13 protein-coding genes, 2 tRNA genes and 3 pseudogenes are annotated in these 24944 nt (G+C 65.2%); 12 read left to right on the top strand and 6 right to left on the bottom strand.

Annotated elements, in window-relative coordinates; genetic code table 11:
- Window positions 1–56: 56 nt before the first annotated feature.
- The 10 genes and pseudogenes from E1742_RS03210 (at window position 57) to E1742_RS03165 (ending at window position 14282) form a co-directional block, all read left to right on the top strand.
- Window positions 57–1181 carry an efflux RND transporter periplasmic adaptor subunit gene (locus E1742_RS03210; protein ID WP_307721907.1) on the top strand — a complete coding sequence of 375 codons (1125 nt, stop codon included), beginning with the start codon at window positions 57–59 and terminating at the stop codon, window positions 1179–1181.
- Window positions 1181–4267 (top strand): efflux RND transporter permease subunit, encoded by a 3087-nt coding sequence (locus tag E1742_RS03205; RefSeq protein WP_134383522.1) that lies wholly within the window; start codon window positions 1181–1183, stop codon window positions 4265–4267. The genes E1742_RS03210 and E1742_RS03205 overlap by 1 nt, the downstream gene beginning before the upstream one ends.
- Window positions 4268–4629: 362 nt before the next feature.
- A tRNA-Leu gene (locus E1742_RS03200) sits at window positions 4630–4716 on the top strand.
- 31 nt (window positions 4717–4747) lie between these two features.
- A pseudogene (gene tig, locus E1742_RS03195) lies at window positions 4748–6087 on the top strand (trigger factor).
- A gap of 96 nt (window positions 6088–6183) precedes the next feature.
- The gene (gene clpP / locus E1742_RS03190; protein ID WP_371860224.1) at window positions 6184–6801 is read left to right on the top strand and encodes an ATP-dependent Clp endopeptidase proteolytic subunit ClpP; all 618 of its coding nucleotides are present in this window, start codon (window positions 6184–6186) and stop codon (window positions 6799–6801) included.
- A 251-nt stretch (window positions 6802–7052) separates the two neighbouring features.
- Window positions 7053–8320, top strand: a pseudogene (gene clpX, locus E1742_RS03185) (ATP-dependent Clp protease ATP-binding subunit ClpX).
- 293 nt (window positions 8321–8613) lie between these two features.
- Window positions 8614–11025, top strand: a complete 2412-nt coding sequence (gene lon / locus E1742_RS03180; RefSeq protein WP_134383521.1) for an endopeptidase La — start codon at window positions 8614–8616, stop codon at window positions 11023–11025.
- 408 nt (window positions 11026–11433) lie between these two features.
- The gene (locus tag E1742_RS03175; RefSeq protein WP_134383520.1) at window positions 11434–11706 is read left to right on the top strand and encodes an HU family DNA-binding protein; all 273 of its coding nucleotides are present in this window, start codon (window positions 11434–11436) and stop codon (window positions 11704–11706) included.
- Window positions 11707–11767: 61 nt separating this feature from the next.
- Window positions 11768–11844, top strand: a tRNA-Asp gene (locus E1742_RS03170).
- A 536-nt stretch (window positions 11845–12380) separates the two neighbouring features.
- A complete protein-coding gene (locus tag E1742_RS03165) occupies window positions 12381–14282 on the top strand; it encodes a SurA N-terminal domain-containing protein (protein ID WP_229466471.1) in 1902 nt (633 codons plus the stop codon).
- 219 nt (window positions 14283–14501) lie between these two features.
- Here the strand turns inward: E1742_RS03165 and mnmH are convergent, their stop codons facing one another.
- Window positions 14502–15557, bottom strand: a complete 1056-nt coding sequence (gene mnmH, locus E1742_RS03160; protein ID WP_134383518.1) for a tRNA 2-selenouridine(34) synthase MnmH — start codon at window positions 15555–15557, stop codon at window positions 14502–14504.
- Window positions 15554–16192, bottom strand: a complete 639-nt coding sequence (locus E1742_RS03155) for an arylesterase (RefSeq protein ID WP_229466776.1) — start codon at window positions 16190–16192, stop codon at window positions 15554–15556. The genes mnmH and E1742_RS03155 overlap by 4 nt, the downstream gene beginning before the upstream one ends.
- Before the next feature lie 47 nt (window positions 16193–16239).
- Here E1742_RS03155 and E1742_RS03150 point away from each other — a divergent pair, with 47 nt between their 5' ends.
- On the top strand, window positions 16240–16992 hold the full coding sequence (locus E1742_RS03150; protein WP_134383516.1) for an ABC transporter ATP-binding protein: 753 nt from the start codon (window positions 16240–16242) through the stop codon (window positions 16990–16992).
- Window positions 16993–16997: 5 nt separating this feature from the next.
- Here E1742_RS03150 and E1742_RS03145 read toward each other — a convergent pair whose 3' ends face one another.
- Window positions 16998–18428: an NAD(P)H-hydrate dehydratase gene (locus E1742_RS03145; protein ID WP_307721906.1), complete on the bottom strand. Its 1431-nt coding sequence runs from the start codon at window positions 18426–18428 to the stop codon at window positions 16998–17000.
- A gap of 193 nt (window positions 18429–18621) precedes the next feature.
- Here E1742_RS03145 and E1742_RS03140 point away from each other — a divergent pair.
- Window positions 18622–22226: pseudogene (locus E1742_RS03140) on the top strand (hydantoinase B/oxoprolinase family protein).
- 171 nt (window positions 22227–22397) lie between these two features.
- Here the strand turns inward: E1742_RS03140 and E1742_RS03135 are convergent.
- The 3 genes from E1742_RS03135 to E1742_RS03125 are packed head-to-tail and all read right to left on the bottom strand — an operon-like array spanning window position 22398 to window position 24631.
- Entirely contained in the window at window positions 22398–22739 is a 342-nt protein-coding gene (locus E1742_RS03135; protein WP_134383515.1) for a hypothetical protein, read from the bottom strand.
- Entirely contained in the window at window positions 22736–22933 is a 198-nt protein-coding gene (locus E1742_RS03130) for a hypothetical protein (RefSeq protein WP_134383514.1), read from the bottom strand. Before E1742_RS03130 ends, E1742_RS03135 begins: the two co-directional genes overlap by 4 nt.
- A gap of 60 nt (window positions 22934–22993) precedes the next feature.
- A complete protein-coding gene (locus E1742_RS03125; RefSeq protein ID WP_134383513.1) occupies window positions 22994–24631 on the bottom strand; it encodes a tetratricopeptide repeat-containing response regulator in 1638 nt (545 codons plus the stop codon).
- Between the last annotated feature and the right edge of the window lie 313 nt (window positions 24632–24944).

The raw sequence follows: 24944 nt of genomic DNA, 5'->3' as shown, positions 1-24944 counted from the left end.
GCACGTGTTCTGCAGCTTTTACGATAAGTCAAAATAAAGAGCCGAAGGAGAAGAAAGTGTTTGTCCTGAAATCCCCCATTATGCTGGTTGCCGCCGCCGCGTTGCTGGCGGCGTGCTCCAGGCCCGCCGAGAAGACGGAAGACATCCGTCCAGTGCGGGCCATCGTGCTGGCCAGTTCCAATGTCGATGTCGATGCCGAGTTTTCCGGTGAGGTGCGGCCCCGTTACGAGTCGCGCCTGGGGTTTCGGGTCGCGGGCAAGATCGTCGCGCGCAAGGTCGAGGTAGGAAGTACGGTAAAGAAAGGCCAGGTCCTGATGCAGCTGGACCCGCAGGACCTTCAGCTGTCGCAGGCGCAGGCGCTGGCTTCGCTGCGCGCGGCGGAAACCAGCCGCGACCTGGCCGATGCGGAGCTGAAGCGCTACCGCGAGCTGCGCGCACAGAACTTCGTCAGCCAGGCCGTGCTCGATCAGCGCGAGTCGGCCTACAAATCGGCCCAGGCCAACGTGGAGGCGGCGCGCGCGCTATACCGCGGCCAGTCCAACCAGACCGGCTATGCCAGCCTGGTGGCCGACGTGGATGGCGTCGTCACGGCCATCGATGCGGAGGCGGGGCAGGTCGTGACGGCCGGCACGCCTGTCGTGCGCGTGGCCCGCACGGACGAGAAGGAGGTCGTATTCGGCGTCCCCGAGGACAAGGTCGAACAGCTGCGCCGCTTGCAGGAGGTGACGGTGCGGCTGTGGGCCGATCCGCAGCATCCGTTCAAGGGGCGCGTCCGCGAGGTGTCGCCGGTGGCCGATCCCGCCACGCGCACCTACACGTTCAAGGTGGCGCTGCCGCCGGACGTGGCGGCTGCCAAGCTGGGCATGACGGCCGTCGCGCAGTTCGAGTCGCGCTCGGCCGAGCCGCGCGTCAAGGTCCCGCTGAGCGCCCTGTATCACGAGAAGAACGCCACGTCCGTCTGGGTCGTTGAAAAGGGCGCGGTGCGCCTCGTGCCCGTCACGGTGGCGGGTGCGGACGGCAACGACATCGTCGTCGGCAGTGGCCTGACGGCGGGGCAGACGGTCGTCACGGCCGGCGTGCACCTGCTCAAGCCGGGCCAGAAAGTGCGCATCCTGGGGGACGACGTACCGAAAAGCGCGCCACAGACGGCGCCACAGACGGCGCCGGGCGGAGCGGCATAATGAAGGATTTCAACCTGTCGCGCTGGGCGCTGGAGCATATCCCGCTGACGCGCTACCTGATCGCCGTGATGCTGATCGGCGGCATGCTCAGTTACAAGAACCTGGGGCAGGACGAGGATCCGCCGTTCACGTTCCGGGCGATGGTCGTGCAGGCGTTCTGGCCGGGCGCCACCGCCTTGCAGATGGCCGACCAGGTCACCGACAAGCTGGAAAAGAAGCTGCAGGAGACGCCGTACATCGACGAGATCGTCAGCTACTCCAAGCCGGGCCAGACGCTGATCATCCTGAATCTGCGCGAATCGACGCCGCCGAAGGAAACGGCGGCTTCGTGGTACCAGGTGCGCAAGAAGATCGGCGACATCCGCAGCACCTTGCCGGCCGGCGTGCAGGGCCCCGTCTTCAACGACGAATTCGGCGACACCTACGGTTCGATCCTGGCGCTGTCCGGCGACGGCTTCACGTACGCGCAGATGAAGGACTACGCCGACTTCGTGCGCCAGCAGCTGCTGGCCGTGCCGCGCGTGGCGAAGGTGGAGCTGTTCGGCGTGCAGGAAGAGAAGATCTACATCGAGTTCTCGCACCAGAAGTTCGCCCAGCTGGGCATCGGCTTCGACCAGATCGTCAACCAGATCGCCACGCAGAACACGATCGAATCGACCGGCACGCTGGTGACGCCGACCGACAATCTGCAGGTGCGCGTCACGGGCGCCCTGGTAACGACGAAGGACCTGGAAAACCTGGAGCTGCGCGCCAACGGCACGACGTTCCGGCTGGGCGACTTCGCCAAGGTCCGGCGCGACTACGAGGACCCGCCGGCGCAAAAGATGCGCTTCAACGGCAAGGAGGTCATCGGCCTGGGCGTCTCGATGGAGAAGGGCGGCAACATCATCGCGCTGGGCGAGGCGATGGAGCAGACCGTTTCGGAACTGAAGGGCAAGCTGCCGGTCGGGATCGAGCTGGAACGGGTGTCGAACCAGCCGCAGGCCGTCACGGCTTCGGTGGGTGAATTCGTCCACACGCTGATCGAGGCCGTACTGATCGTGCTTGCCGTCAGCTTCCTGGCGCTGGGCCTGCACACGAAACCGAAGCTGCGGCTCGACGTGCGGCCCGGCCTTGTCGTCGCGCTGACGATCCCGCTGGTGCTGGCGGTGACGTTCCTGTTCATGCGCATGCTCGACATCGACCTGCACAAGATCTCGCTGGGCGCGCTCATCATCGCCCTCGGCCTGCTCGTCGACGATGCCATCATCGCCGTCGAAATGATGGTGCGCAAGATGGAGGAGGGCATGTCGCGCTTCGAGGCGGCGACGTACGCGTACACCTCGACGGCGCTGCCGATGCTGACGGGAACGCTGATCACGGTAGCCGGATTCCTGCCGATCGGCCTGGCCAAGTCGGCCGCCGGCGAGTACACGTTCTCGCTGTTTTCCGTGAACGCGATCGCGCTGATCACGTCGTGGGTCGTGGCCGTGATGTTTACGCCCTACATCGGCTATATCCTGCTGAAGGTGACGCCGCACGGGGAAGGAGAGCATGGCCACGACGTGTTCGACACGCCCGGCTTCCGCCGCTTCCGCGCCGTCGTCACGTGGTGCGTCGAATGGCGCTGGGCGACGATCGGCTCGACCCTGCTGGTCTTCGCGCTGGGGATCTACGGCTTCAATTTCATCGAGAAGCAGTTCTTCCCCGATTCGTCGCGGCCCGAGCTGATGGTCGAGATGTGGTCGCCCGAGGGCACCGCGTTCGCGGCCAACGAGGCGCAGGTGAAGAAGTTCGAGGCGTTCATCGGCCGCCAGCCCGGCGTGGAAAGCGTGACGAGTTATGTGGGCACGGGCAGCCCGCGCTTCTACCTGCCGCTGGACCAGATCTTCCCGCAGACGAACGTGTCGCAGATCGTCGTGCTGCCGAAGGACCTGGCGGCGCGCGCGCAGCTGTACCAGAGAATCACGCAGGCGTTCAGGGAGGATTTCCCGGAGGTGCGCGGGCGCGTCAAGCTGCTGCCGAACGGGCCGCCGGTGCCGTACCCCGTGCAGTTCCGCGTCACCGGCACGGAGGTGGACAAGGTGCGGGCGATCGCCGACCAGGTCAAGGACATCGTGCGCGCCAACCAGAACGCCGTCGGCGTCAACGACAACTGGAACGAGTCGGTCAAGGTGCTGCGCCTGGACCTGGACCAGGACAAGATGCGCGCGCTGGGCGTCACGTCGCAGACGGTGATGCGGGTGGCAAACACGATCCTGTCCGGCACGACGGTCGGCCAGTTCCGCGAAGGCATCCGCCTGATCGACATCCAGGTGCGCCAGCCGGTCGAGGAGCGTCGCACGATGGAGGTGCTGAACAACACCAACGTGCCGACCGCGTCCGGCCGGTCGGTGCCGATCTCGCAGCTGGCGCGCGTGCACTTCGTCTGGGAGCCTGGTGTCGTCTGGCGCCTGGGCCGCGAATGGGCGATCACGGTGCAGGCCGACGTTGCCGAGGGCATCCAGGGGCCGACGGTGTCGGGCCAGATCAATCCGCAGCTGGACAAGTTGCGTGCGCAGCTGCCGGCGGGTTACCGCATCGTCGAGAAGGGGGCGGCGTCCGACAGCGGCGAGGCGGAGCAGTCGATCGCGGTGAATCTGCCGCTGGCGCTGTTCCTGATCTTTACCTTGCTGATGCTGCAGCTGCATAGCTTCTCCCGTTCCCTCCTGGTGTTCCTGACGGGGCCGCTGGGCGTGGCAGGCGCCGCGTTCGCGCTGCTGTTGCTGGGCCGGCCGCTGGGCTTCGTTGCCAACCTTGGCATCATCGCGCTGTTCGGCATGATCATCCGTAACTCGGTGATCCTGGTCGACCAGATCGAGCAGGACATCAAGGCGGGCGCGGCGCCGTGGGACGCGATCGTCGAGTCGGCCGTGCGGCGCTGCCGGCCGATCCTGCTGACGGCCGCGGCGGCCGCGCTGGCCATGATCCCGCTGTCGCGCTCCGTCTTCTGGGGGCCGATGGCCGTGGCGATCATGGGCGGCCTGGTGCTGGCGACGGCGCTGACCCTGCTGTTCCTGCCGGCGTTGTATGCGGCCTGGTTCCGCGTGAAAAAGCCGGTGCGCTGATGACCGTCCGGGGGGGAAGATGAAACTCCGGCTTCCCACCGCGGCAAGGGTTGGCGCAAAGTCCGAAGCGGACGCGCATAGACTGCCCAGCTTGTGTCCGCCTCGTGGTCGCACCCCGACATGGACAGGAGCCAGGCAGTCGAACATCAGGCGATTTATTGCCCCGTTGGCGAAACGCCAAAATTCCATCCCCATTCGGATGAAAACCCAGTAAAATACCGTGTTGAAGTTGAAAGCCCCTGGGGTTTTTGCAGGGTAGGGCGACCCGTTTTCACTGAATGGTCGCCCTTTGCTTTTGCATAAAGAGATGAATGGCCGGAGAGCCGCCGCGACATGTCGCAGGTTCCCGGGCAATCAGATGCGCGAGGATGGCGAAATTGGTAGACGCACCAGGTTTAGGTCCTGACGCCAGCAATGGTGTGGGGGTTCGAGTCCCCCTCCTCGCACCAACAGAATTCACATTTTTTGGACGATTTTTACATGGCAACTGCTGTCGAAACCTTGGGCGCACTCGAACGCCGCATCACGATTTCCTTCCCGCTGTCGGACGTCCGTTCCGAAGTGGAAAAGCGCCTCAAAGTGCAGGCCAAGTCCGCCCGCGCTCCAGGCTTCCGTCCTGGCAAGGTACCGATGAAGATGGTTGCGGCGCAGTACGGCTACCAGATTGAAACGGAAGTGCTGAACGACAAGGTCGGCCGCGCGTTCAACGACGCCGCCAACGAAAACAACCTGCGCGTTGCCGGTTTCCCGAAGATCGAGCCAAAAGACGGCTCGCCGGAAGGCCAGCTGACGTTCGACGCCACGTTCGAAGTCTACCCGGAAGTGGAAGTCGGCGACCTGACGGCCGTTGAAATCGAAACCGTCAAGTCGACCGTCACCGACGTTGAAATCGACAAGACCATCGACATCCTGCGCAAGCAGCGCGTGCACTTCCACACCAAGGGCGAGGCCGGCGAGCATGGCGACGGCGGCGCAGCCGTGGCCGCCAACGGCGACCGCGTGACCGTGGACTTCGTCGGCAAGATCGACGACGTCGAGTTCGCTGGCGGCAAGGCCGACGATTACACGTTCGTGCTGGGCGAAGGCCGCATGCTGCCGGAATTCGAAGCCGCGACTGTCGGCCTGAAAGTGGGCGAGTCGAAGACGTTCCCGCTGGCATTCCCGAGGACTACCACGGCAAGGACGTGGCCGGCAAAACCGCCGAGTTCACCATCACGCTGAAGAAGCTGGAATGGGCACACCTGCCGGAAGTCGATGCCGAGTTCGCCAAATCGCTGGGCGTTGCCGACGGCGACCTGGCCAAAATGCGCGAAGACATCAAGGTCAACCTGGAACGCGAAGTCGCGGGCCGCGTGAAGGCACGCAACAAGGAAGCCGTGATGGACGCCCTGGTCAAGACGGCCAAGCTGGAAGTGCCGCAGGCGCTGATCGCCCAGGATACGGAACGCCTGGCCGAGATGACCCGCCAGGACATGGCGCAGCGCGGCATGAACGTAAAAGATGTACCATTCCCACCGGAGCTGTTCAAGGACAAGGCCGAGCGTCGCGTACGCCTGGGTCTGATCCTGTCGAAGCTGGTCGGCGACAACGAACTGGCTGCCACGCCGGAACAGGTGAAGGCGCAGATCGAAGACTTCGCGCAGAGCTACGAAGATCCGCGCGAAGTGCTGAAGTACTACTACAGCGACCGTCGCCGCCTGGCCGAAGTGGAAGCCCTTGTATTGGAAGAAAACGTCGTCACCTACGTCCTGGGCCTGTCGAAAACGTCGACGAAGGAAGTGCCGTTCGACGAACTGATGGGAAGCCAGGCGCAGGGCTGATCCCCTAGCGCTTAAATCCCGGCGCCGGCCGCCGCAGTGCGTTGCGCTGCGGCTCCCGGCGCTGTTTCACAAGACAAAGGAATGGGAATGATCGGAATGAACCGTAATCCGGCACTCGATACGGAAATGCTCGGCCTGGTGCCGATGGTGATCGAACAGAGCGGTCGCGGCGAGCGCTCGTATGACATCTACTCGCGTCTGCTGAAAGAGCGCGTGATCTTCATGGTCGGTCCGGTCAACGACCAGATGGCCAACCTGATCGTCGCCCAGCTGCTGTTCCTGGAAAGCGAAAATCCGGACAAGGACATCTCGCTGTACATTAACTCGCCTGGCGGTTCCGTTTCGGCTGGCCTGGCGATCTTCGACACGATGCAGTTCATCAAGCCTGACGTGTCGACCTTGTGCACGGGCATGGCCGCATCGATGGGCGCGTTCCTGCTGGCGGCCGGTGCCAAGGGCAAGCGTTTCTCGCTGCCCAATTCCCGCATCATGATTCACCAGCCGTCCGGCGGTTCGCAAGGCCAGGCGTCCGACATCGAGATCCAGGCGAAGGAAATCCTGTATCTGCGCCACCGTCTGAACAGCATCCTGGCCGAGCGCACGGGTCAATCGATCGACCAGATCGCCAAGGACACGGACCGCGACCGTTTCATGTCCGGCGACGAGGCAGCAGAATATGGCCTGATCGACAAGGTGTTAACGACCCGCGCTTGATACGGCGCAAGCGCGTCCCCGCGAAATCGGTAAAAATCCGCCCGGACGCTACAACGTTCCGGGCGTTTTATTTTTATTTCGGGTAGCATGGTGGTTGTGTGCAGGACTTCTTGCCGCCTTACATGGCGCTAGTGGCGCGGAGCGATCCGCGCGACAGGCCGGGGCGGCTGGAAGCGCAACACGGTCGTCACGCTACGCGCTGGCGCCCGGCACCATAACGGCAATATATTGGCAACTAAAGAAAACGTCCCATGTCCGACAAAAAATCTTCCAGCGGTGAAAAACTTCTGTACTGCTCGTTCTGCGGCAAGAGCCAGCACGAGGTCAAGAAGCTGATCGCCGGGCCCTCCGTCTTCATCTGCGACGAGTGCATTGATTTGTGCAATGACATCATTCGCGACGAGACGTCCAGCATCGAATCCGTCACGGGCGCCAAGTCGGACTTGCCGACGCCGCACGAGATCGCCGAGTTGCTGAACCAGTACGTGATCGGCCAGCAGACGGCCAAGCGTATCCTGTCGGTGGCGGTGTACAACCACTACAAACGCCTGAAACACCTGGGCAAGAAAGACGACGTCGAGCTGGCAAAGAGCAACATCCTGCTGGTGGGCCCGACGGGCTCCGGCAAGACGCTGCTGGCCCAGACCCTCGCGCGCATGCTGAACGTGCCGTTCGTGATCGCCGATGCGACCACGCTGACGGAAGCCGGCTATGTCGGCGAGGACGTCGAGAACATCATCCAGAAGCTGCTGCAGAGCTGCAACTACGATGTCGAGAAAGCCCAGCGCGGCATCGTCTATATCGACGAGATCGACAAGATCTCGCGCAAATCCGATAACCCGTCGATTACCCGCGACGTGTCCGGCGAAGGCGTGCAGCAGGCGCTGCTGAAGCTGATCGAAGGCACGATGGCGTCGGTGCCGCCGCAGGGCGGGCGCAAGCATCCGAACCAGGATTTCGTGCAGATCGACACGACCAACATCATGTTCATCTGCGGCGGCGCGTTCGACGGCCTGGCGAAGATCATTTCGAACCGCTCGGAAAAGAGCGGCATCGGCTTCTCCGCCACCGTGAAGAGCAAGGAACAGCGCACCAACAGCGATATTCTGATGGAAGCGGAGCCGGAGGACCTGATCAAGTTCGGCCTGATCCCGAGCTGGTGGGCCGTCTGCCGGTCGTGGCGACCCTGGCGGAACTGACGGAAGAGGCACTGATCCAGATCCTGGTGGAGCCGAAGAACGCGCTGATCAAGCAGTACAGCAAGCTCCTGGAGATGGAAGGCGCCGAGCTGGAAATCCGCCCGGCCGCGCTGCATGCCATCGCCAAGAAGGCGCTGGCCCGCAAGACCGGCGCCCGCGGCCTGCGTTCGATCCTGGAACACGCGCTGCTGGACATCATGTACGATCTGCCGAACCAGCAGAACGTCACCAAAGTCGTCATCGATGAGAACACGATTACGCAGGGTGCAAAACCTTTGCTGATTTACCAGGAGTCGCCAAAAGCGTCCGGTGAAAATTAAATAAGGGTTGCACACTTCCGCAAAAAGCGTTTTGCATCCGTACGGCAAGGCAGTACAATCGAAACCAATAAGAGAAGCAGGCTTCACTCGAAAAGCCACTCGCGGCGCCTGTCGCGCGTGGCTTTTTTCATTCGGGAACGGCTCTTTTATCGGGCAAGGACAATGTCCATTGCCATGCAAGTCGCCTAATATTTGGGCAATATTATGTGTTGCCAATAAATATTATGACCGCTGGTCTTGTGATTCGGCTGCAAGTGCCTACATCATAAACATGCTTTTACATAAGGTACGCCATGACAACTTCCAAATTAACTGAGCAGACTCAACTGCCGTTGTTGCCTTTACGGGATGTCGTCGTATTCCCGCATATGGTGATACCCCTGTTCGTGGGGCGTCCGAAATCGATCAAGGCGCTGGAAGCCGCTATGGAGCAGGGCAAGAGCATCATGCTCGCGGCCCAGAAAGCTGCCGCCAAGGACGAACCTTCTCCTGCCGACATCTATGAAATCGGCTGCGTCGCCAATATCCTGCAAATGCTGAAACTGCCCGACGGCACCGTCAAGGTCCTCGTCGAAGGCGCCCAGCGCGCGCGCATCCGCAAGATCACCGACGCACCGACGCACTTCGTGGCCGACCTGACGCCGCTGGACTCCGAGATCGGCGACGACTCCGAGATCGAAGCGATGCGCCGTGCCATCGTGCAGCAGTTCGATCAATACGTAAAACTGAACAAGAAGATTCCGCCCGAGATCCTGGCTTCGCTGTCCGGCATCGACGACGCCGGCCGCCTGGCCGACACCGTTGCCGCGCATCTGCCGCTCAAGCTCGAGCAGAAGCAGGTCATCCTGGAAATCTTCAACGTCGCCAAGCGCCTCGAGCACCTGCTCGGCCAGCTGGAAGGCGAACTGGACATCCTGCAGGTCGAGAAGCGCATCCGTGGCCGCGTCAAGCGCCAGATGGAGAAGTCGCAGCGCGAGTATTACCTGAACGAACAGGTCAAGGCCATCCAGAAGGAACTGGGCGAGGGCGAAGAGGGTGCCGATTTCGACGAACTCGAGAAGAAAGTCATCGCGGCCAAGATGCCGAAGGAAGCGCTGGACAAGGCCAACGCCGAGCTGAAGAAGCTCAAGCTGATGTCGCCGATGTCGGCCGAAGCCACCGTCGTGCGCAACTATATCGACACGCTGGTATCGCTGCCGTGGAAGAAGAAGTCCAAGGTCAACAACGATCTGTCCAACGCCGAGAAGGTGCTGGAAGGCGATCACTACGGTCTGGACAAGGTCAAGGAACGCATCCTGGAATACCTCGCGGTGCAACAGCGCGTGGACAAGCTGAAAGCCCCGATCCTGTGCTTCGTCGGCCCTCCGGGCGTCGGCAAGACCTCGCTCGGCCAGTCCATTGCCCGCGCGACGAACCGCAAGTTCGTGCGCATGGCCCTGGGCGGCGTGCGTGACGAAGCCGAGATCCGCGGCCACCGCCGTACCTACATCGGCTCGATGCCGGGCAAGGTGCTGCAGTCGCTGGCGAAAGTCGGCGTGCGCAACCCGCTCTTCCTGCTGGACGAGATCGACAAGATGGGCGCGGACTTCCGCGGCGATCCGTCGTCGGCCCTGCTCGAAGTGCTGGACCCGGAACAGAACCACACGTTCTCGGACCACTACATCGAAGTGGACTTCGACCTGTCGGACGTGATGTTCGTGGCGACGTCGAACTCGTACAACATCCCGCCGGCGCTGCTGGACCGGATGGAAGTGATCCGCCTGTCCGGTTACACGGAAGACGAGAAGACCAGCATCGCGCTGCGCTACCTGCTGCCGAAGCAGATCAAGAACAACGGTCTGAACGAGGGCGAGATCGCCGTCAGCGAAGCAGCCATCCGCGACGTGATCCGCTACTACACCCGTGAAGCAGGCGTGCGTTCGCTGGAACGGGAAGTCTCGAAAATCTGCCGCAAGGTGGTCAAGCTGCTGCTGCTGAAGAAGACCGAGAAGAAGGTTGCCGTCACGCCGAAAAACCTGGACAAGTTCCTGGGCGTGCGCCGCTACGACTTCGGCGTGGCGGAAAAGGAAAATCAGGTCGGCCAGGTGGTCGGACTGGCCTGGACGGAAGTGGGCGGCGACCTGCTGACGATCGAAGCGGTCAGCATGCCTGGCAAGGGCAACGTCATCCGCACCGGTACGCTGGGCGACGTGATGAAGGAGTCGATCGAGGCCGCCCGCACCGTTGTACGCAGCCGTGCGCAACGCCTGGGCATCAAGGGCGAGGTGTTCGAGAAGCAGGACATGCACATCCACGTGCCGGAAGGCGCGACGCCGAAGGACGGTCCGTCCGCCGGTATCGCGATGACGACGGCGATGGTGTCGGTGTTTACGGGCATCCCGGTGCGCGCCGACGTGGCGATGACGGGCGAGATCACGCTGCGCGGCGAAGTGCTGCCGATCGGTGGCCTGAAAGAGAAGCTGCTGGCGGCGCATCGCGGCGGCATCAAGACGGTCCTGATCCCCGAGCAGAACGTCAAGGACCTGGCCGAGATTCCGGACAATGTGAAGAACAAGCTGGAAATCGTGCCGGTACGCTGGATCGACAAGGTGCTGGAAATCGCCCTGGAACGTCAGCCGGAAGCGCTGGCGGACGTGCCGGCGGTCGACGCGGTGGCTGCGTCGACGGCCAAGCCGGAAGGTGCGACCGAAGTCGTGAAGCACTGAGCGTGAAGCACCGAGCGTAAAGCGCTAAGCGCGGCGCGCCCTGTGCGATCGGTCACGGACGGGCACCTTCGGGTGCCCGTTTTTCTACTTGCGCGGCAGTTTTTCACTCGTACGACGCCTCTTTCGTGAGAGCGGGGTCGCCAGCCCCGGAATTCACGCATAATTTACAACTTCACGCCTTGACACAGAGCAAGCGTCGCCTGTTTAATACGGCCTGAGATTTTTCTCTGCCCTTCAGGAGCCTCGAAAAATCCCCTGCGTTTCATCGCCGCCTTGCCCGCCGCCCTTGCGCGGCGCCGCCGGTTCTGTCCGCGACGATTTTTCGAAGCCCCTTTCAATTGCCGGGCCGCCCCGCAAGGGTGCAGAAACGGTATAAACGATTTAAACCTTTGTGACGGGGAACAAGCTGTGAACAAGACTGAACTGATCGACCATATCGCCACTTCCGCTGACATCTCGAAAGCGGCCGCGGCACGCGCGCTGGACGCGATGATCGATGGCGTTACCACTACTCTGGCCAAGAACGACAGCGTGACCCTCGTCGGCTTCGGCACCTTCATGGTGAGCGAGCGCGCAGCCCGTACCGGCCGCAACCCGCGCACCAAGGAAGAGATCACGATCGAGGCCGCCAAAGTGCCGAAATTCAAAGCTGGTAAAGCACTGAAAGATGCTGTAAACTAATTGACTTCGGTGAGCCGGCAACTGTCCGGTCGCAAGCTCACCGAGCGACGTTGCAAGTCCTGGAGCGGTAGTTCAGTTGGTTAGAATACCGGCCTGTCACGCCGGGGGTCGCGGGTTCGAGCCCCGTCCGCTCCGCCAGAACATCGTTGTAGAAGTGCTCCCCCTGCGGGGAGCACGAGCCCAGGGCTCGAAGGGTTTCGCTTGCCAGCGAAACCGCGGTCGGCGCAACGTCGACGAGCCCCGTCCGCTCCGCCAGAACATCGTTGTAGAAGTGCTCCCCCTGCGGGGAGCACGAGCCCAGGGCTCGAAGGGTTTCGCTTGCCAGCGAAACCGCGGTCGGCGGAACGTCGACGAGCCCCGTCCGCTCCGCCAGAATATCAAAAACCCCGCAAGCTGAGGCTGCGGGGTTTTTTGTTTTCCGGTGCGGGGCAGGCATGACCATGGCATGAAATGACACGGCGCAGCGCACTGGTTCGATCTGCCAGTCTTGCCAATTATTCAAACCGTTGCCTTGCTATACCAGTACCCGCCCCCTATAATCGCGTGAGCAGCAGAGGGCGAACTCGGGTTCGCCTTTTTTACAGGGGCCGTGCGGCATGCGCCGGTGCCTTGAAGTGATCCACTCATCAAATTGGCCGACCATGTTTGAATTCATTCGTACGCATCAAAAACTGATGCAGATTTTGCTGGCGATCGTCATTGTGCCGTCGTTCGTCTTCGTCGGCGTCAGCGGTTACAACAGCTCCGGCGACAGCGCCAATACGGTCGCCAAGGTCGGCGGCCAGGCGCTGACCCAGCAGGAATACGAGCAGGCGCTGCGTCGGCAGCTGGACCAGTACCGCCAGCGCCTCGGTGCCCAGTTCGACCAGAAGCTGTTCGACACCCCCGAATTCCGCCAGAGCGTGCTCGATAACCTGATCGCTCAGCGCGCCATCGTCGCCGAGGCGTCGCGCAGCCACCTGGGCGTGGCCGACGCCGCCGTGCAGCGCGCCGTGGCCGAGAGCCTGCAGGACATTCCCGGCATGTTCAAAGCCGACGGCAAGCTCGATGAAGAGCGCGCCGCCAGCCTGATCGCCAGCCAGACGGGCCTGTCGCCCGAAGGCTACTTCCAGTCGCTCAAGCGCGATCTGACGATCCAGCAGATGGCTGCCGGCGTGCAGGGCAGCGCGTTCGCACCGCGCACCGTGTCGCAGCTGGTCGCCAATCTGACGGAGCAGGAACGCGACGTGCAGGAGCTGGTATTGCCGCTGTCCGGCTTCGCCGCCGACGTCAAGGTCACCGACGCCATGATCAAGGCGTACTACGACAAGAACACCAAGCAGTACGCCGTGCCGGAACAGGCCAGCATCGAGTACGTTGTCTTCGATGCCAACGCAATCGCCAGCGGCATCACCGTCAGCGACGACGAAGTCGCCGCCGTCTACAACGCCGCTCCGGCACGCTACACGGCGCCGGAAGAACGCCGCGCCAGTCATATCCTGGTCGCCGCCGCGAAGGATGCCAACGCCGCCGCCAAGACGGCCGCGAAGGCCAAGGCAGAAGCGATCCTGGCCGACGTGCGCAAGGCCCCAAGCCAGTTCGCGGCCATCGCCAAGGCGAAGTCGGAAGATCCGGGTTCGGCGGAGCAGGGCGGCGACCTGGGCGTGATCGAAAAAGGTTCGCTGGTACCGACCGTGGAAGGGGCCATCTTCAAGCTCAAGCAGGGTGAAGTCAGCGGCGTCGTGGAGTCCGAGTTCGGCTATCACATCATCACCGTGACGGCGCTCAAGCCGGCCGTGCTGAAGCCGCTGGAAGCCGTCAAGGGCGACATCGCCGCGGAACTGAAAAAGCAGAAGGCTGCGAAGAAGTATTCGGAAGCCGCCGAGACGTTCACCAACACCGTGTACGAACAGGCCGATTCGCTCAAGCCCGTGGCCGACAAGCTGGGTCTGAAAATCCAGACGGCCGCCGGTCTGACCCGCACGCCCAATCCCGCCCTGGGCGCGGCGCCGTACAACAACGCCAAGTTCCTGACCGCGCTGTTCTCCGGCGAGGCGATCAAGGACAAGCGCAACACGGAAGCGGTGGAAGTGGCGCCAAGCACGCTGGTCTCCGGCCGCATCGTCGACTTCAAGCCGGCATCCGTGCGTCCGCTGGCTGAAGTGGCGGACGAGATCCGTCAGCGCGTGACGGCCCAGGAAGCGCTGGCCGCCGCCAAGAAGGCGGGCGACGCCAAACTGGCCGCGCTGAAGGCGTCGGGCGACGCGACCGGCTTCGGCGCGCCGCTGACGATCTCGCGTGCGAAGATCGACGGCATCAACCCGCTGGCTGCCCGCGCCGTGCTCAAAGCCGACACGTCGAAGCTGCCGGCCTACGTGGGCATCGAGCTGCCAGGCATGGGCTACGGCATCTACCGCATCGGCAAGGTGCACCAGCCGGCCGCGCCGGACGAGGCACGCCGCAAGGCCGACGCCGAGCAGATCGACAATATCGTGGCCCAGCAGGACATGGTCAACTACGTCGAAGTGCTGAAGGAAAAGGCCAAGGTCAAGATCGTCAAGCCGGTGACGGCCGCAAAGGCCGACGGCACCGAGTAATTCACGACCCCATGAATGCGGAAAGCCGCCCGGTTGCGCCGGGCGGCTTTTTTTATGAGGGCAGGAAATGGTGACGGAGACTTGCGCGGCGGCCGGTGCCTGGCCCCGATGTGGTGGCGCACCAGACTGCCGTATCGAATGGAAGGCCGGCGTGCACCGCGGGTGTGCGATGCGGACGCCGGGGACTGGCGCCTGAAGGTGCGGGTCCCCGAGTGGCAATCAGTCGTTGTGCAACGTCCGCGCGGCCGCAAGGAACGAAGCGGGCGAGATGTCGGCCAGCGCCACCGCCTGCGCGTGTTCGTATTGGCTGAAGTTGCGATGGATGGAGCGGGTGTAGGCGGGGTCGTAGTGGTTCACCAGCAGTTCGTCGACCAGTTCCGGCATGCGCCCGCCCGTTGCCATCTCCTGCCATGCGGCGATTCTCGCCTTGCCGTGCAGGTCCGTCAGGTATTCGAGCTGCGCGTTCAGCGCCGGCGCGTTGCAGGCGAAGTGCTGGTAGTCCTCGATCAGCAGCTTGACGCGCTCGGCACGCGCCACCTGCAGCGCGACGCAGGGCGACGCGCGCATGCGCTCCATCAGCGCGGCCGGCACGCGCAGGTCGCCCACCTTCCTGCTTTCCGATTCGACGAAGACGGGCCGCTGCGGATCGAAGCGGCGCAGCCGGTTCCAGATCGACGTCTCGAAGCCCTTTTGCGTCGGCTGCGGCTGGCAGGGCAGGTTGCCCAGCACGGAGCCGCGGTGCGCGGCCAGCTGTTCCAGGTCGAGCACCTGCGCGCCGATCGATTCGAGCGTGTCCAGCAGGCGCGTCTTGCCGCTGCCCGTGGTGCCGCAGATGACGCGGAAATCCAGTTCGGGCGTTCGCTCCAGGTCGGCGTTGACGCGGTTGCGGAAGGCTTTATAGCCGCCTTCGAGCTGCACCACGGGCCAGCCGATCTTTGCCAGGATATGCGCCATCGAGCCGCTGCGGTTGCCGCCGCGCCAGCAGTAGACCAGTGGCTTCCATTCGCGCGGCTTGTCCTGCCACAGCGTCTCGATATGGTGGGCGATGTTCTTCGCCACCAATGCGGCGCCCACCTTCTTCGCCTCGAAGCTGCCGACCTGCTTGTACATGGTGCCGACGCGGATGCGCTGCTCGTTGTCCAGCACGGGGCAGTTGATCGCATCGGGCAGGTGGTCCAGCGCGAATTCGTCCGGCGTGCGCGCGTCGATGATCGTGTCGAAGTCGTCGAGGCGGGCCAGCACGTCGTCGATGCGGAGGATTTCGGGATACTTCATTTGGCTTTCAACAGTGGGGCCAGCGAGGGCCAGATATTATTCAGGATGACAGGGTGCGCCGCCGCCAGCGGGTGCAGGCGGTCGGCCTGGAACAGGTCCGCTTTTTCCGCCACGCCAGCCAGCATGAACGGGGCCAGCGCCACCTTCTCGTCGCGGCTGATGGCGCCGTACATGGCCGAGAATTTATCCGCGTAGTCGCGGCCGTAGTTCGGCGGGATCTGCATGCCGACGAGGAGCACTTGCGCGTCGGCCTTCCGTGCCGCGCTCACCATCGCGCGCAGATTCGCATCGGCGGCCGTGACGGGCAGGCCGCGCAGGCCATCGTTGGCGCCCAGTTCAATGACGACGATGTCAGGCTTGTGCTTCGTCAGCAGCGCGGGCAGGCGGGTGCGCCCGCCGCTGGTGGTTTCGCCGCTGACGCTGGCGTTGACGATGCTGGCGGCGATGTTCTGTGCCTGCAGCTTGCGCTCCAGCAGGGCAACCCAGCCGGTGCCGCGGGCGATGCCATATTCGGCCGACAGGCTGTCGCCCACCACGAGCAGCGTTTTTGGGGCAGAATAGGCGTTCGCGCCGACGCCCAGTACGAGCAGTGCGCACAGGGCCACCAGGTTTCTGAAATTCGTCAGCACGTCCATCCTCAGTAATCGGTTCAAAATAAGCTCAACTCCGCACATCCTCGACCATGCCAGATTTCTCCAGCGCCACCAGCAGTTTTGTTCCCGATTCTCCCGCGACGGCGCGCCAGCAGCCTGCCGTGCAGGGCGCCGCCAGGCCGGACGCCATTGCCGTACGCGGCCTGACCAAGCGCGTGGCCGATGCCAGCGGCGAGCTGACCATCCTGCACAGCGTCGATTTTACCGTGCAACGGGGCGAGACGGTTGCCATCGTGGGCGCCTCCGGCTCCGGCAAGTCCACGCTGCTGGGATTACTGGCGGGGCTCGACACGCCCAGCGCCGGCACGGTGCTGATCGAAGACATCGATATCTTCGCGCTGGACGAGGACGGCCGCGCCGCGCTGCGCAAGGAGCGGCTTGGCTTCGTGTTCCAGTCGTTTCAGCTGCTGGCGCACCTGACGGCGCTGGAGAACGTCATGCTGCCGCTGGAATTGCGCGGCGACGGCGACGCCCGCGCCAAGGCCGAGGCGATGCTGGGCCGCGTCGGCTTGTCCAGCCGCCTCAGACACTATCCGAAATTCCTGTCCGGCGGCGAACAGCAGCGCGTGGCGCTGGCGCGCGCCTTCGTCACGGAGCCGCCGCTGCTGCTGGCGGACGAGCCGACCGGCAGCCTCGACGCCGCCACCGGCGAGGCCGTGATCGCGCTGATGTTCGAGCTCAATCGCGAGCGCGGCTCGACGCTGGTTCTTGTCACGCACGATACGGGCATTGCCGCCCGCTGCGGACGCACCGTCACGATCGCGGCCGGCCGGCTGGTCTAGCCGTTTTACCTGGGCTGGCGTGCGCGCTGCGCCACCAGCCGGTTCAGCGCCGTGCGGATGGCCGGTATCAGCTCGCCGGCCGTCAGCCCGATGGGGCCGACGCCATCTGCCACCAGCACGTCCGCGGCCATGCCGTGCAGCCACACCGCGCCCAGTGCCGCTTCCCAGGCCGGCCAGCCCTGCGCCAGCAGTGCCCCGCACAGCCCCGCCAGCACGTCGCCCGTGCCTGCCGTCGCCAGCGCCGGGTTGCCGGTCGGGTTGATGACGATGGCCCCGTCGGGCGCCGCGATGACGGTGCCGGAGCCCTTCAGGACCACGATCGCATGCAGCCCGGCGGCAAGCCGGCGCGCGCTGTCGATGCGATCGCGCCCGATGGCACCGGCGCCGACACCGAGCAGGCGTGCCGCTTCGAGCGGGTGGGGCGTCAGGATGGTCGCGGCCTTGCGCCCACGCAGCCGCGCCGCCAGCGCCAGTCGCGCGGCGAGAAGGTTGAGCGCGTCGGCATCGGCCACCAGCGGCTGCGGGCTGGCGAGGGCCGCTTCCAGCAGGTGCGCCGCCTCGTCGCTGCCGCCCAGTCCCGGGCCCGCCACGGTGACGGCGGCGCCGAAATCGGCGCCGTGCGCCGCGCGGCACATCAGCTCCGGCTGTCCCGGGTCGGTCGCCGGCGCGGGGCCCGCAAAGTACAGGTAGACACGGCCGGCGCCGGCATGCAGCGCGGCCCGTCCCGCCAGGATCGGCGCACCGCTCATGCCGGGAGCGCCGCCCAGCACCGCCACGTTGCCGAAGCTGCCCTTGTGCGTGTTCTGCCGGCGCTGCCTTGCCGCGCCGGCAAACAGCGCCACGTCGCCCAGCCGCATGGCCGCAGGCGGGAAATGCGCCGCGTCGATCTCGAGCGTGGCCACGGTCACGCTGCCCGCATGGTCGCGGCCATCGGCAGTGTGCAGGCCGGGCTTGTCGCCGATGAAGGTGAGGGTGTGCGTGGCGCGCACGGCGCACCCGCCGGGGCCGACGACGCAGCCGCCATCGGCATCCAGGCCGCTGGGCACGTCCAGCGCAAGGATCGGACAGGCGAGGGCGTTGACGGCGTCGATCAGCGCGGCGAACGGCCCCGTGACGGGACGCGTCAGGCCGATGCCGAACAGGCCGTCGATGGCCAGTTGCCACTGGCTGGCGGCGATCTCGTCCCGCGTCAGGTCGGTAAACACGGCGGGGCTGGCGCGGGCGCGTTCCAGGGCCCGCGTGCGCTCGGGCGATGCGCCGCCGTCGAAATACATGACGGTAACCTGGGCGCCGGCATGGGCCAGGTGCGCCGCGCACTCCAGCGCGTCGCCGCCGTTGTTGCCGGGACCGGCCAGCACGAGCACCCGTGCATTTTTCGTCGACATGGGCAGCAGATCGAGCGCCACGTTCGCGCCCGCCTGGCCGGCCCGCTGCATCAGTGCCCCGGGGGCAGGCGCCGGGCGGCATCGGCTTCGATTTCACGGAGCTCGCGGACGGTGTACAGGGCGTGCATGGGCGGCGGATAGGCCGGCTGCGGGCCGGCTGCTGTCGTGACGACCGATTCTAGCACCGCCGCGCCCATGCGAGGCTCGCCGCACTACAATAGCCATTTTGACACCGGAGATAGGGATGGACTGGCAATTCTGGATCGACCGTGGCGGCACCTTCACCGATATCGTCGCGCGCCGGCCCGACGGCACGCTGGGTACGCACAAGCTGCTGTCGGAGAACCCGGAACAGTATGCCGACGCCGCCATCGCCGGGATCCGCCATTTGCTGGGCGTCGCGCCGGCGGATCCGGTCCCGGCGGCACGGATCGCGGCCGTCAAGATGGGCACGACGGTGGCCACCAACGCGCTGCTCGAGCGCAAAGGCGAGCGCACCGCGCTGGCCATCACGCGCGGCTTCGGCGACGCGCTGCGCATCGCCTACCAGAACCGCCCACGCCTGTTCGACCGCCATATCGTGTTGCCGGAGCTGCTGTACGGCCACGTGATCGAGATCGACGAACGCATGGGCGCGCATGGCGACGTTGCCACCCCGCTGGACGAAGGCGCCGCACGGGCGGGGCTGCAGGCCGCGTGGGACGCGGGCTACCGTTCGCTGGCCATCGTCTTCATGCACGGCTACCGCTACACGGAGCACGAGGCGGCGGTGGCCGCCATCGCCCGGGCTATCGGTTTCACGCAGGTCTCCGTGTCGCACGTGGTCAGCCCGATGATGAAGCTCGTCGCGCGCGGCGACACGACCGTCGTCGACGCCTATCTGTCGCCGATCCTGCGCCGCTATGTCGACCAGGTGGCGGGCGAGCTGCCGGGCGTGAACCTGCAGTTCATGCAGTCGAACGGCGGGCTGACGGACGCGCGCGCGTTCCAGGGCAAGGACAGCATCCTGTCCGGCCCGGCCGGCGGCATCGTCGGCATGGTGCGTGCCAGCCGGCTGGCCGGATTCGAGAAGATCATCGGCTTCGACATGGGCGGCACGTCGACGGACGTGTCGCATTATTCCGGCGAGTTCGAAAGGGTGTTCGAGACGCAGGTGGCCGGCGTGCGCATGCGCGCGCCGATGATGAGCATCCACACGGTGGCCGCCGGCGGCGGCTCGATCCTGCACTTCGACGGCAGCCGGCTGCGCGTGGGCCCGGACAGCGCAGGCGCCAATCCGGGGCCGGCGAGCTATCGGCGTGGCGGCCCGCTGGCCGTCACCGACTGCAACGTCTGCCTGGGCAAGATCCAGCCGGAGGAATTCCCGGCGCTGTTCGGGCCGGACGGCGATGCGCCGCTCGATGCGGACATCGTGCGCGAGCGCTTTGCCGCACTGGCCGGGGAGATCGCCGCGGCCACCGGCAAGCCGACGTCGCCGGAGGAGGTGGCTGCCGGCTATATCGATATCGCCGTCGGCAATATGGCCAATGCGATCAAGCAGATCTCCGTCCAGCGCGGCCATGACGTGACGGACTACGCGCTGACCAGCTTTGGCGGCGCCGGCGGCCAGCACGCCTGCCTGGTGGCGGACGCGCTGGGCATGAAGACGGTGTTCATCCATTCGCTGGCCGGCGTGCTGTCGGCCTACGGCATGGGCCTGGCCGACCAGACGGCGATGCGCGAAGCGGCCGTCGAGTTGAAGCTGGTGCCGGACAATCTGCCGGCGCTGGCGGCACGCCTGGACACGCTGGCGATCGATGCGACCGGCGCATTGCGCGCGCAAGGCGTCGCGCCCGAACGTACCACGGCGGTGCGGCGCGTGCACCTGCGCTACGAAGGCACGGACTCCGCGCTGCTCGTCCTGCACGCCGACTTGCCCGCGATGGTGGCACAGTTCGAGGCGGCCTATAAGAAGCGCTTTTCATTCCTGATGCCGCACAAGGCGCTGATCGTCGAGGCGGTGTCCGTCGAAGCGATCGGCGCATCCGATGCGCCGCCACCCGTGGCACCCGGCCAGGCACCGCGGGCCGGGGCGCTGGTCCCGCACCGCACCGTGCGCATGTACAGCGCCGGGCAGTGGCGCCCGACGGGCCTGTACACACGGGCCGACACCCGCATCGGCGACGTTATCGCCGGGCCGGCCATCATCGCCGAAGCCAATGCAACGACCGTGGTGGAGCCGGGCTGGCAGGCCGTCGTCACGCCGCAGGATCACCTGGTGCTGACGAGGATCGAGGCACTACCGGAGCGGCGCGCCATCGGCACCAGCGCCGATCCGGTCATGCTGGAGATCTTCAACAACCTGTTCATGTCGATCGCCGAGCAGATGGGACTGCGGCTGCAGAACACGGCCTATTCCGTCAACATCAAGGAGCGCCTCGACTTCTCCTGCGCCATCTTTGATGCGGACGGCAACCTGATCGCCAACGCGCCGCACATGCCCGTCCACCTGGGATCGATGGGCGAGAGCATCAAGCGCGTCATGCGCGGCAACGCCGGCCGCATGCATCCGGGCGACGTCTACATGCTGAACGACCCCTACAACGGCGGCACGCACCTTCCCGACGTCACCGTCATCACGCCGGTGTTCGACGAGGCGGGCGGCACCATCCTGTTCTACGTCGGTTCGCGCGGCCACCACGCGGACATCGGCGGCACGACGCCCGGCTCGATGCCGCCCGACTCGGTGCACATCGACGAAGAGGGCGTGTTGATCGACAACTTCAAGCTGGTCGACGGCGCGGCGGGCGGCCGGCTGCGCGAGGACGAGACGCGCGCGCTGTTGACGGGCGCGCCCTGGCCGGCCCGCAATCCCGACCAGAACCTGGCCGACCTGCGCGCGCAGGTGGCCGCCAACCAGAAGGGCGTGGAGGAACTGCACCGCATGGTGGCGCACTTCGGGCTGGACGTGGTGCAGGCGTACATGGGCCACGTGCAGGACAACGCGGAGGAAGCGGTGCGCCGCGTGATCGGCGCCCTGCATGACGGCAGCTACACGGTGCAGCTCGATAACGGCGCGCAGATCCAGGTGGCCGTGACGGTGGACCGCGCGGCGCGCAGCGCCACGATCGATTTCACCGGCACCTCAAGCCAGCTGCCCAACAACTTCAATGCGCCGTCGGCCGTCTGCATGGCAGCCGTGCTGTACGTGTTCCGCACGCTGGTGGACGACGAGATCCCGCTCAACGCCGGTTGCCTCAAGCCGCTGTCCGTCGTCATCCCCCGGGGTCGATGCTCAATCCGCACTATCCGGCCTCGGTCGTGTCGGGCAATGTGGAAACGTCGACATGCATCACCAATGCGCTGTACGGCGCGCTGGGCGTCATGGCAGCATCCCAGGGGACGATGAACAATTTCACGTTCGGCAGCAGCAGGTATCAGTACTACGAAACGATCAGCGGCGGCTCCGGTGCGGGCGACGGCTACGACGGCACGGACGTGGTGCAGACCAATATGACGAACTCGCGCCTGACCGACCCGGAGATCCTGGAATTCCGCTTCCCCGTCCGGCTGGACGGCTACGCCATCCGCGCCGGCTCGGGCGGCGCCGGGCGCTGGCACGGCGGCAACGGCGGCATCCGGCGCGTGCGCTTCCTGGAACCGATGACGGCCGCGATCCTGTCGAACAACCGCCTGCACGCGCCATTCGGCATGGCCGGCGGCCAGCCCGGCGCCACGGGCCGCAACCGCGTCGAACGGGCGGACGGCAGCGTCGACGAACTGGGACATATCGGCAAGACGGAAATGGCGCCGGGCGACGTGTTCGTCATCGAGACGCCAGGGGGAGGGGGCTACGGCGAAAAGCCCTGACTGCCGGGCTCGTGACAACATCGGGGTCAGGCACAAAAACTGTCACGGGCTCGAGAGTAGAAGCGGCAAGCACCGCGGCCCGGCAGCGCTCCTCATGGTCCCGCTCGTCAACGTGGGTGTCATGTTGACGGTGTGCCGCGGCGTGAGGCCGCAACACGGTCGGGCACAGCCTCAGCCGCCGCGCCTGGGGAACAGGTAGGAAGTAATCGCAATAAACCCGATCCCCGTCTGCACGACGGTCGCGCCGATCAGCGCCATGACGACTTGCGACGTGACGAGCCGGTGTTCGGGTGGCAGGGGCGGCGTGGCGTTCATGCGGGCGATATCCAGGCGCAGCGCTTCCTGGACGAATTCGATGACGCGCCAGTTCAGCCAGATGAAGATGCCGCAGACGACCACGACCATACCGATCCGCAGCCAGATGTCGGCGCGGATGCTGCTCGCCGTGGCCGTTTCGACGGCGTTGCCGACGCGGCCTTCCTCGGCGGCGACGTCGAGGACGTTCTCCGTCACCGCAACACGATCTTGGTATCGGTACCGTCCTGGCGCAGGGTGACGCTGCCGTCCGCCTCTTCGTGACGGCTGACAATATTGAGCAGCGCGACGGCCTTGCGCAATATCTCGGCCTTCGAGGTGGCACCATAGTGCTTTTTCAGGTCTTCCAGCGTGCTGTCGAGCTTTGAATCGATGGTGAACGACGATGCCATGGTAAATCTCCTGAACGTTTGCGTGGATTTTACGCCAATCTTGCGTGGCATGTGAGGGCGTCAGGCCGCGGCCGCAATACCGTACTTGCGCTGGGTCGCGCCGTATTGCTGCGCCAGGTGCTCCAGCGCGCCGTTCGACGGGTCCAGCTTGCGCAGCCGCACCATCAACTGCGCCGCCTGCTCGGCCAGCGGCGCTTCCCAGCCCAGTTCGTCCAGCTGGCGCAGGATCGCCTGCACCGCCGTCAGCAGCACCGGCACGTTGCGCGGCGCGCGCCGCACGGCAGCGGTGATGGCCATGACGGCGGCGCGGTGCTCCCCCTGACCCAGTTTGGCCGCCGTGTCGCTGAGCGCTTCCTCCACCTGCTGCGTGGCGCGCTGGCCGACGCTGACGGCCAGATCGTGGCGCCCCGCCTTTTCAAAAACGTCGACGGCTTGTTCGGCCGTGATGCCGCGGACGCCGTCGTTCATCATGTCCAGCACCAGTTCCGACGCCTGGGTGTCGAGCCGGTGCTGCAGGCAGGCGTTGACAAGGCCGATCCTCAGGGCGCTCGACAGGTTGGGCGCATCGGCCGCCGCCGCCGCCGCTCGCGTCAGTTCGGCCATCGCCGCCGTCTCGCTGCCGGCCAGGTCGAGCACCAGCGCGGCCGACAGCGCGCGGCAGGTTTCCACTTCGGCGCTGCCGCGCAGCGAACGCTCCATGTCCCGTATCACGCCGCCCGCGCCGGCGCCGTCGCCCTTGCGCACCAGCGTGCGCACCAGATTGACGTGGTCCTCCGGCGAACGGAACTCCGAATAGCGGGCCTTGCCGACGACGGCGCGGAAGGCCCGCTCGGCGACGCCGACATCGTCGGTGGCGAACGCCAGCTCGCCCAGGTGGCGCAGCCGGCGCACCATGTGCGGCGAGATCGCCACGGCATCTTCCAGCACCTTCTTGGCCTGGATGTCCTGGCCCAGCGCCTGCATCGTGCGCGCCAGCAGATCATAGGCCGACATGAAGCGCGGATACAGCGCGATCAGCCGCTCCAGCATGAGGCGGGCGTCGTCGTAACGGCCCAGTGCGAACTGGCAGCGCGTCACGCCCAGCTGTGCCCAGCCGGTGGTGGGGCGCACGGCCAGCACGGTGTGATACACGCCCTCCGCCTCGCGCCATTCGTCCAGTGCCCCGTGGGTCTCCGCCTGCAGCCGGGCAAAGTCGGTCGCGTAGCGGGGCTTGCGATCCGGTCCGACGACGCACAGCCGCAACGCCTCGCGCAGATTGCCCTCGGCGATGCAGCGGTGCACCGGCTGCAGCGTGTTGCGGCGGTCGACGGCGCGGCCAATGCGGCCCATCAGCGCGTCGACGGTAAACGGCTTGAGCACGTAGTCGGTAGGCGTCAGTTCGGCGGCGCCGATGACCTTCGTGTCCGTGCCTTCGGAGGTGAGCATGATGAAGATCGTGTCCGCGGCGATCAGCCGGTGGTGACGCAGGTCTTCCAGCAGCTGCTGGCCGTCCTGGCCGTTCTCGCCCCCGCCGTCGAGGTCGTATTCGCACAGGATGATGTCGTAGCTCTTTTTTGCCAGTTGCCGGATCGCCGTGCCTGAGCCGAGCGCATAATCGATCTTCGTGATCGCCGAACCATTCAGCATATTGTGCAGATTGCCCCGCATCCCGGGACTGGGATCGACGATGAGCACGGACAAATCGCTAAATTCGGGCATGGCGGACGTTGCTGCGAAGGATAGAGGACGGCGGACAAGGAGATTACCCCAAGAATATGCTATTTCCAGCGGAAAACGCGCATTCTTGCCCTGGCGCAAACGCATTTCGACGTGAATCGACCTCATCCGTCGCATCCGCACCCCTTGCAAGCCCCTTGCAAGGCCCTTGAAAGGCTGGGAAGACAATACTGAAAAGAGTATAATGCCGGCAAAAGGAATATCGTCGGTCCTGTGCAGCGCCCGACTCACGTCTGCAGGCTTATGTTTGCATGCTGAAGTTTGCCGGCCGATTGCTGCAAGACTTTGCCAGAAT

It is taken from the genome of Pseudoduganella plicata (assembly GCF_004421005.1).
Classification (GTDB): domain Bacteria; phylum Pseudomonadota; class Gammaproteobacteria; order Burkholderiales; family Burkholderiaceae_D; genus Rugamonas; species Rugamonas plicata.
Note: the sequence above shows the minus strand (reverse complement) of the source record. Positions and strands in the feature narration are given on the sequence as shown.

Coding starts and splice junctions, on each gene's coding strand:
- E1742_RS03205 (WP_134383522.1), top strand. CDS start 1,181: ATGAAGGATTTCAACCTGTCGCGCTGGGCGCTGGAGCATATCCCGCTG.
- clpP (WP_371860224.1), top strand. CDS start 6,184: ATGAACCGTAATCCGGCACTCGATACGGAAATGCTCGGCCTGGTGCCG.
- lon (WP_134383521.1), top strand. CDS start 8,614: ATGACAACTTCCAAATTAACTGAGCAGACTCAACTGCCGTTGTTGCCT.
- E1742_RS03165 (WP_229466471.1), top strand. CDS start 12,381: ATGCAGATTTTGCTGGCGATCGTCATTGTGCCGTCGTTCGTCTTCGTC.
- mnmH (WP_134383518.1), bottom strand. CDS start 15,557: ATGAAGTATCCCGAAATCCTCCGCATCGACGACGTGCTGGCCCGCCTC.
- E1742_RS03155 (WP_229466776.1), bottom strand. CDS start 16,192: ATGGACGTGCTGACGAATTTCAGAAACCTGGTGGCCCTGTGCGCACTG.
- E1742_RS03150 (WP_134383516.1), top strand. CDS start 16,240: ATGCCAGATTTCTCCAGCGCCACCAGCAGTTTTGTTCCCGATTCTCCC.
- E1742_RS03145 (WP_307721906.1), bottom strand. CDS start 18,428: ATGCAGCGGGCCGGCCAGGCGGGCGCGAACGTGGCGCTCGATCTGCTG.
- E1742_RS03130 (WP_134383514.1), bottom strand. CDS start 22,933: ATGGCATCGTCGTTCACCATCGATTCAAAGCTCGACAGCACGCTGGAA.
- E1742_RS03125 (WP_134383513.1), bottom strand. CDS start 24,631: ATGCCCGAATTTAGCGATTTGTCCGTGCTCATCGTCGATCCCAGTCCC.